General features: G+C 44.2%; 6 protein-coding genes. All 6 read right to left on the bottom strand.

The window, feature by feature from the left end; genetic code table 11:
- The coding region (locus B4G81_RS05180; protein ID WP_294080796.1) for a hypothetical protein at positions 1-197 on the bottom strand (197 nt) is incomplete at its 3' end.
- Positions 198-224: 27 nt separating this feature from the next.
- Positions 225-2,201, bottom strand: a complete 1,977-nt coding sequence (locus B4G81_RS05175; RefSeq protein WP_294080795.1) for a DUF5017 domain-containing protein — start codon at positions 2,199-2,201, stop codon at positions 225-227.
- A 17-nt stretch (positions 2,202-2,218) separates the two neighbouring features.
- The gene (locus B4G81_RS05170; RefSeq protein ID WP_294080793.1) at positions 2,219-3,166 is read right to left on the bottom strand and encodes a DUF5017 domain-containing protein; all 948 of its coding nucleotides are present in this window, start codon (positions 3,164-3,166) and stop codon (positions 2,219-2,221) included.
- Positions 3,167-3,195: 29 nt separating this feature from the next.
- Positions 3,196-5,565, bottom strand: coding sequence for a DUF4838 domain-containing protein (locus B4G81_RS05165; protein ID WP_294080791.1), 2,370 nt, complete (start codon positions 5,563-5,565; stop codon positions 3,196-3,198).
- 42 nt (positions 5,566-5,607) lie between these two features.
- Entirely contained in the window at positions 5,608-6,651 is a 1,044-nt protein-coding gene (locus B4G81_RS05160; RefSeq protein ID WP_294080789.1) for a hypothetical protein, read from the bottom strand.
- Between the two features lie 8 nt (positions 6,652-6,659).
- Positions 6,660-7,577 (bottom strand): DUF5017 domain-containing protein, encoded by a 918-nt coding sequence (locus B4G81_RS05155; RefSeq protein WP_294080788.1) that lies wholly within the window; start codon positions 7,575-7,577, stop codon positions 6,660-6,662.
- Positions 7,578-7,601: the final 24 nt, after the last annotated feature.

Below are 7,601 nucleotides of genomic sequence, written 5' to 3'. Positions count from 1 at the left end.
AACCTCTCCTTTTCTACCCGGGTAGAAAAGGAGAGGTTAACGTCACCCACCTCCTCTATGCCGGGGCCCGGATCAGGATCAACAGTTTCCTCTCCGGAATCCAACGGGTCATCAATCGTATCTTGGCACGATGAAAATAAGAACGATAACGATAACATTGTAACAGTCAGCAGGTGTGAAAAATGAGATTTCCGCATTATTGAAATATATTATGCTTGTTAAAACTAATTGATTGAAAACACATGTTCGATGGGTTTCCCTAAAGAAACACCATGGATGCTTTTTGTGCTTGAGCTTATGGTTACTTTATAGTGCTTACTTTGGAAGCTGCCTATTCCGGGAGTAAAGATAAAATAGGTGTCTTTTCTCAACACTTTCCATTCTCCTTTGACCTCTTGACCGCTATCCATATCTAAAACTTTGACCATATCCTTCACCGATGCAACATCCATCCGAGGAGAAAAATGGACAATAACGGGCTGGTTTGCTTTGATGATATTCTCATTGTTGTACCCATTGAAAGGAGCCACATAGAGCACGTTGGGTGGAAGATCCGGTTCCAGGTAATTGGAGAAGAATTTCTCAACTGCCTCCTCCCGGACGTATCCAAGATCATGCTGCACGCCTGTGGCCATCTCATGTCCTCTATCCAACATTGGTATTCCCAACCAATTAGCACTACGGTCTTCAGCATATGCCGCCACCACGTCGGGCCAAACGGCCCACTGGTTGTACGTGTCATATTTCCCCACGGCGGTGATCGTTGGGGGATAGTTGTCTTTTACATAACTCCGAGATCCCCGGGTTCCATTGCCCATCGACTGGTATCCTACTTGGATATGACTGGGATACCCGGTATTCGGCTGTGGTGACATGGGCTCGATATATTGAAATCGCTCACTTGATGCGTGATTGATAGTGGGGTCTGACAACCGTGCAATGGCATAAGAACCCTTGGAGTGCCCCAGGCCGCCTATCCGTTCGGGATCGATGCTGTATTTCTCCGCATTGGCTCGCAAGTAGCGTATGGCGGCAGTATAGGCTTTTACCCCGGTGAGGGATTCCAACGAATAATTTGCCGCATTATCTTCAAGTAGCCGGTCAATCGGACTCCACGCATGGTCGATGATGACGGTAACGTATCCTCTTTTTGCAAAAACTTGCTGGAAAGGTGTATGCCTTGGCATATTACGCTTTATTTGGGTACCTACCACAAGGAAAACCGGGCGCGGTTTGGAGGGTGTCACAGGATGGATAATATCCATTCGATAGTTCCAATCTAAGGGCTTCCCATCCTTGTCTGATAACTCTTCTTTGGAAGTTACTTCTTGGGTGTACCCGTCAACCTTTCCCACAATATGCTTGTTGTAATCTGAAATAACTTTTTCAATAACACCTGCCGAACCTTGTTCATCCACTTTAAAGTAGATGATATCGCTTGTTTCTACAAAGCCATTCGGGATATATACCTCTTCCGCTGTTTTACCCGGGCTTTTGGGTAGATCATAATCATAACACGTTCCAAAGTCATAACAATTTGCGGTATAAATTTCCGGATCAAGAATGATGGGTTTGGTAATTGCCCAGATATCAAGTGAGATATCTCTATTGATATTGTTTGAATAAAAGTTCAAACGGTTCTGCTGGATAGTGCCTCCCCGACCCGGATCTACTTCACCATGCTCCACCAATGTCCAGTCGGCAGATTCTTGTTGGATAAGGATTTTAGACTCCTCTTTGAGGTGATAGCTCAAGGAGAACTCCTCCACGCGCCAGTTCCTTCCTATCCGGGCAGCCGGCGGCATCTCCGTGGTTTTATATCTGAAAGCAATAAAAAAAGGGGATCCGGCGGTTAAATACTCCGAAATATCTGTCTCTCCGCCCGGAGTCAGCCCTGTGTCAGTAAGGGGAAACGAGAATTTATCGCTGATATTTTTCCAGGTTGCCGAGTTTACCTTATCATAGCTGTATATCCCGTCAAAATCAGTAGAAATAAATAGGTTCAATTCCCGGGGTAATTCATACGTGTTGAGTACCCGGGTAGAAAAGGAGAGGTAAACGTCCCCTGCCTCCTCTATGCCGGGGTCTGGAATTGGATCAACATTTGTCTCTTCTTCCTGATCCAACGGTACGCTGCTTGTCTTATCGCACCCTATCAATACAGGAAAGAGAAATAAATATAAAAAAATAAAAGCTTTCATCGGATCCCCCCTTTAATTCAAGGAACAACCGTAATGGTTATTTTCTTGACAACCGATTCTGTACCCTCGGGACCGCGGAGGACAAACGTTGCTTCGTACGTACCGGCTGCCGCATACAAGTGACTGTACTTCTCAGATGGCGATTCGATGGTAACTCCCTCGTCGGGATCCACGGTGAATATATCATGTGCATTACTGATGCCCCACGCTTCGAAACCTTCGTATGAAGATGTTTGATTCCCGAGAAAATTCAATGCATTTCCATCTGCGGTTACTATACTTGGAGCTCTACCCGATTCTACATTCCCCTCGGTTATGAAAGTCCACTGGGAATTCCAATCGGCATCACTGTAATTAGAATGCGATATTGTCTCACCGGAAAGTTCGTGGTTTAATGTGTAGAATCCGATACGCCATTGACGGCTGTTTCTCGGTGCCGGAGGACGGTCCGGGCAAATATATCTAAAGCCCACCCAAAAAGTTTTACCTTGCTCCATCAGATCGGTTATCTTGATACTGTTATTTATCTTGCCATCCTCGGCAGGTCCATCTGCACTGGTTAGCGGGAAAGTAATCTTGTCACTGAAGGATGTCCAATCTGCGGCTGAAACTGCCGCATAAGTATATTCACCAGAGAAGTTGGTAGATACAAAAGCATCCAGTTCCATGGGGAATTCATAGCCGTTCATCACCCTTGCCATAAATGACATTGTGACATCACCTTCCAACTCCCTCTCTGTGCGGTCTTTGTATTCGTATACATGACCCGGCTCGCCGGAATAGAATTCAACCCTACTGATATCCCCTGTAAAGGCGAATAATTGTTCTTCCCCGGCCTTGACAGACTCTCCGGATGTGGTCACGTTGATTGATACTTTATCATCGGGATCGGGATTTTCGTCACCCTTACTGCAATATGTAAAAAGGAAAACGCCAACAAAAAACAAATAAATAATTTTTTTCATAATCATAATGTTTAAATGTTTGTTTGACTCTAATCTTGTGGATCCAAACGCGCGGTTTGTTCCAACTGATTTATTTTTATAATATTCACTGTGTTGTCGCTCAATTGCTCAGCCGCTATAATTGCGTCATTTTTTTTGTACGGCACATAAACATAAATAGGACTTTCTTTATCTCTTTTGACTATAATTTCCCGGTTTGAAGCATGTGCTGATGCTATCTTTCCGGTAATATTGATATTCATAGAAGTGCCGGGGCGCGCGGGGAAATAGAGATAATAGCTAGTTCCTTTCTCTGCCTTGAAACTTATAGGATTATCTTTATCCAAGAGGCCTCGATATATCTCCTCCCCGGTAGATTTCTTGATGATGCAGGAGACGTATAATGAAGCATGATCTACTTTCCGGGTATGCAGTTTGACATCTCTATTTTCATCAGCGTGTAACACAACGAGGTTTTTGTCCTGCAAAGGCAAACTTCCGCTGTTGCTGTCGGGTAATGAAGATATAACGTTAAATGGTATATGCCTGAGGGAATTAAGATCACGTTGGCACCATCCTATCAGCGCTTCCGGAAAATAGGGGAAGACATCGGCGTTTTTTATCAAAAGTTCGCTGATCTGAGCGGTTGTACGGCATAAGGGTGAAGAGAAATCCTCGGAAAGAAATCCCGCATTGCGGAGACGCCACTGTAAAACGGCCATATTATTTTCAATCATTTCCAGCCGGATTCTTTGATCCGGGCTCATCTCTTTTGATAAAGCATCAAGGAATTTTTTTTCAATATCCGGATAGTTCTCCCCGTATAAGTCATTAAACATCCTATCGTTTGGTCGCGAGTTTATAACATTGGTTTTGGAGTATTCCCTAAAAACATCTTCCAGCTTATTGTAGAACTTTTCCATCTCAGCCCCTGCTGCAGGACCATAAGCGTGATACAACCAATCCCGCTGCACATCATAAGCATCAAGCTCGGGGTTCCACATCATTTTAGCCAACATATAATTGGCGATTGCAGTATTGCTCCAGGATGGGGTTCCAAACAGGTAGCCCCCCCGAACCTTATTTTCAACTAAACCGGAGAAGATAAAGTTCAACAATTCCGCAGCGGGTGGAGTGATGATGCCCGTAGCACCGGTAAGCCGGTCGTAGTCTGCCGTAATCCGCCATAGGTTAAAAGCATTCGGAATATCGTAATACGACCAAATTTCCGGTGCTACCTTGGCCCAAGAGCGCATCACGTGCAACCAATCTTGTTTATTTTTGTCATGATACAACCGAAAACCATAGGTGATTGAACTTGGAGCAATTACTGGAATAAAATTATCCGGAAGCTTCATCTCAACTTTAGTGGGTGGATATAAATAAGAGTCATACAGGTATCCCGCCAATTTGCCTTCCGGATATTCTCGTTGCACAATTTCTGCTACATCGTGATAAAACTTCAATACCAAAGATGACATGCCCGGATGTCTATTACCCTCAACAGGTGCATCATAAAGAGCTTTGCTCTCCGGACTTTCGCTCCATCCTCCGGAATCGCTGGGCGACAGGGAGAATGTTCTGGGGACTTTATCCTTTCTTAGTTGTTCAATAGCTTTTTCCGCAAAAAATTGAACCAATTCCGGGTTTGTGGTTTCCAACTTGTAACGAAACCCGGGCTTAGACCTTTTGCCGTTGATCATGGCAAACCATTCCGGATGCTTTTTCCACAGGGATTCCGGCACTGTCTGCTGCCAATTGTGCCCATGCCAGAGATTGATAGAATACCCTAATCGCTGGCGTCGCTCCCATTCATTTACCGCGGTGGAGGTGTTTCGCATTGTCCATGATGCATCTAAGTATGGAAGTTTTCGTGAGACAAATGACGGATTTTCTAAGCGGTTGATATTTTCTATAACGAGTGTCTCGTGTTCGGCAACCACTTTCCCCAGTTCCCCGGGCATCAGCCATCGGGCATCTAGATAGTCTTCTAAGAAAGTATAGACCCCGTTAGCGGTTCCGTTACTGGTTCCGCCGTCTTTGGTTGTTTCCCTGTCCGGGGTATCTATCCCAAGTATAAACAGGTTCCCCTTGGCGACGATAATGCGAAAACCTTCATCTTTTATGCCCTCCATACTGATACCGGCCTCACGAGCCTGTTTTGTGTTGCCTAAGCTTACAAATGGACCGGAACCTTTGTACCTGTCCTCAACGACCGTTGGTAATTTTATGCCTGTACTCTGTTGGAACATATCCGTGAAATCCTCAGCCGCGACTCGTATGGAGCCTGAAGCCTTTGAAGGGACGACTATCTGGAAGTCGCTTTTTCCATTACTTGCCAACGTGATTTGGGCGAAAGCGGTTTCCGTAGCGAAGCAATGTATAAAAAATAAAACTCCTATAATAATTTTTGATTTCATAAAGTTCTTTCTTTAAGGTGATGATAGCCAAATTGATATTTATTATTTGTTATGGTTCCTTTCTTTCCAAAGTTCTTCAAAGCTTTGGAGTTCAAAAATGGATACACCCTTGAACGTAGAATAGGGTTTGGCGGCCTCACACAAAGCCACAAGGGCTTCCATCATTGTATCCCAATCTTCGTCTGCAAAGGTGGTACTTAAGTCTCCCACGCCATTATCCGCAGTCTTAACCGCAATTTCTACAGACCCGGGTTTATTGGCATTGGTGAATTCAGCCATGGAAAATTTGATAAGCCGGTTGGTGTCATCAGTATAGTTCATGATAATCACATGATCACACACCTCCAAAAAATCATTAACGCTACCAGCCGAAAGGTTCCCGTCTTGATATCGATCCTCGAAAAAATGGCCTAATGCCTGGGAATAGATGTAATTGTTATCTACAGTTTTTTGTCGGATTTGACCGATCTGATCCAAGACAAATTGCATGACTTTAGAGTTCACACCGTCCTTGCCGTAGCCGTTGTCCGATTGCCAGTCAATATGCTGTAATCCATATTTGTCGGATACTTTTTTCCAGTTATCCCTGTTTTGGCGCATGATATGAGGTTCGATATCGAAGTTGATACCGGCAAAACGTTCGTTTGGAGCTGAAGCGGCCTGAAAATCGGCAAGTACCTCTAATGTCTCCTGCTGTTCATCACCAATGGGATTAATCTCCGTGAATGCCAAAGCATGTACTTTTATTTGATGCGCGGACAGGGCTGAAATAAGCTTTCTGATATAGTTTGCCAAGTCCGGATCGCAGGGTATTTGACACCTGCCGAAATTCAGGTAAACATCAGTAAAGCCAAAATCGACTATCACTTTGGCTAACTCAGTGGTTTTACCTGCATATTGATCTAGGGTACGCTTATAAATATAAACTGACAAGTCGATTCCGTAGGCATTCTTTAATTCCGGGAGTGTCCTGATCTCCGCCCGCGGGGGCGGAGTATCGGGCTCATTGGGAGTTGACGCACAAGCGATCGCGTAATAGCCGCATACACCCAATGTGAATACTAAAATGTAAATAATTTTCCTCATTATTCCTGTCAATTAACAGTTATATTAATCTCTTTGGCTATCGATTTATGACCATATATATTTGTATTGGATGCCTCGAATACGGCTTTATACACACCGGGTGTTTCATATATGTGTGAATAGGACTCCATTCGGTTTTCCGACATGTTTTTTATAGCAAGCCCTGTATCGGGCGCTACTTTAAACAAGTCAATTTCTTGGGTTATACCCCACTCTTCAAGGCCAACATCTATAGACTCCCCTATATTAGCGAAAAAGTTTAGGCGATTAGATTGTATGCTCCCGCCACGTCCTTCTTCAACCCCACCTCTACTTACGATGGACCATCCGGCGGTTTGATGGTTCGCCAATATTGTGGTGCCCGTGGAGTATTCGTTGATTAACTCGAAAAGCTCCACTCGCCATTGGCGGTTCATCCGAGGCCCGGGAGGGACTCCAATACTGGTATATCTAAAAGCCACGAAGAAAGGCTTCCCTGGTACAAGCAGGTCCGAAACATCTATTATCCCTGCCGGGGTTAAAGCTCCTGTATTGACAATAGGAAATTCAAATCGGTCACTAATGTCGATCCAAGTAGCATTACTGACATCCTCATACTCATTAGATCCATTATAGTCGGTAGAAATCAATACGTCCAATTCTCGTGGAAGTTCGTAACCATTCATTATCCTGGTCGAAAAGGAAAGCGTGACGGTTCCTTCCAACTCCTTTTGGATTCGATCTCGATATTCATAGATTTTTCCGGGTTCTCCGGAATAGAAAGTAATATAGTTCGCATCTCCCGTAAAATCAAATTGCACTGTCTTACCGGCGGTGACTTCAAGGTCTTTTACCGGTAGATCAAAAGTGGGGGTGTCGACTCCTTCTTTGATACATGACAGTAGAAAGAGTACGGCTATTCCAATTAAAAATCTACTTGTTTTCATACGATTAAAATTTTTATTTTTAAA

The sequence above is a fragment of the Proteiniphilum sp. UBA5384 genome (assembly GCF_002410825.1).
Lineage (GTDB): Bacteria > Bacteroidota > Bacteroidia > Bacteroidales > Dysgonomonadaceae > Proteiniphilum.
The sequence above is the reverse complement of the archived record's forward strand: the minus strand, read 5'-3'. Positions and strand labels throughout refer to the sequence as shown.

Excerpts from the sequence above, each read along its gene's own strand:
- B4G81_RS05175 (WP_294080795.1), bottom strand. The coding sequence starts at position 2,201 with ATGAAAGCTTTTATTTTTTTATATTTATTTCTCTTTCCTGTATTGATA.
- B4G81_RS05170 (WP_294080793.1), bottom strand. The coding sequence starts at position 3,166 with ATGAAAAAAATTATTTATTTGTTTTTTGTTGGCGTTTTCCTTTTTACA.
- B4G81_RS05165 (WP_294080791.1), bottom strand. The coding sequence starts at position 5,565 with ATGAAATCAAAAATTATTATAGGAGTTTTATTTTTTATACATTGCTTC.
- B4G81_RS05160 (WP_294080789.1), bottom strand. The coding sequence starts at position 6,651 with ATGAGGAAAATTATTTACATTTTAGTATTCACATTGGGTGTATGCGGC.
- B4G81_RS05155 (WP_294080788.1), bottom strand. The coding sequence starts at position 7,577 with ATGAAAACAAGTAGATTTTTAATTGGAATAGCCGTACTCTTTCTACTG.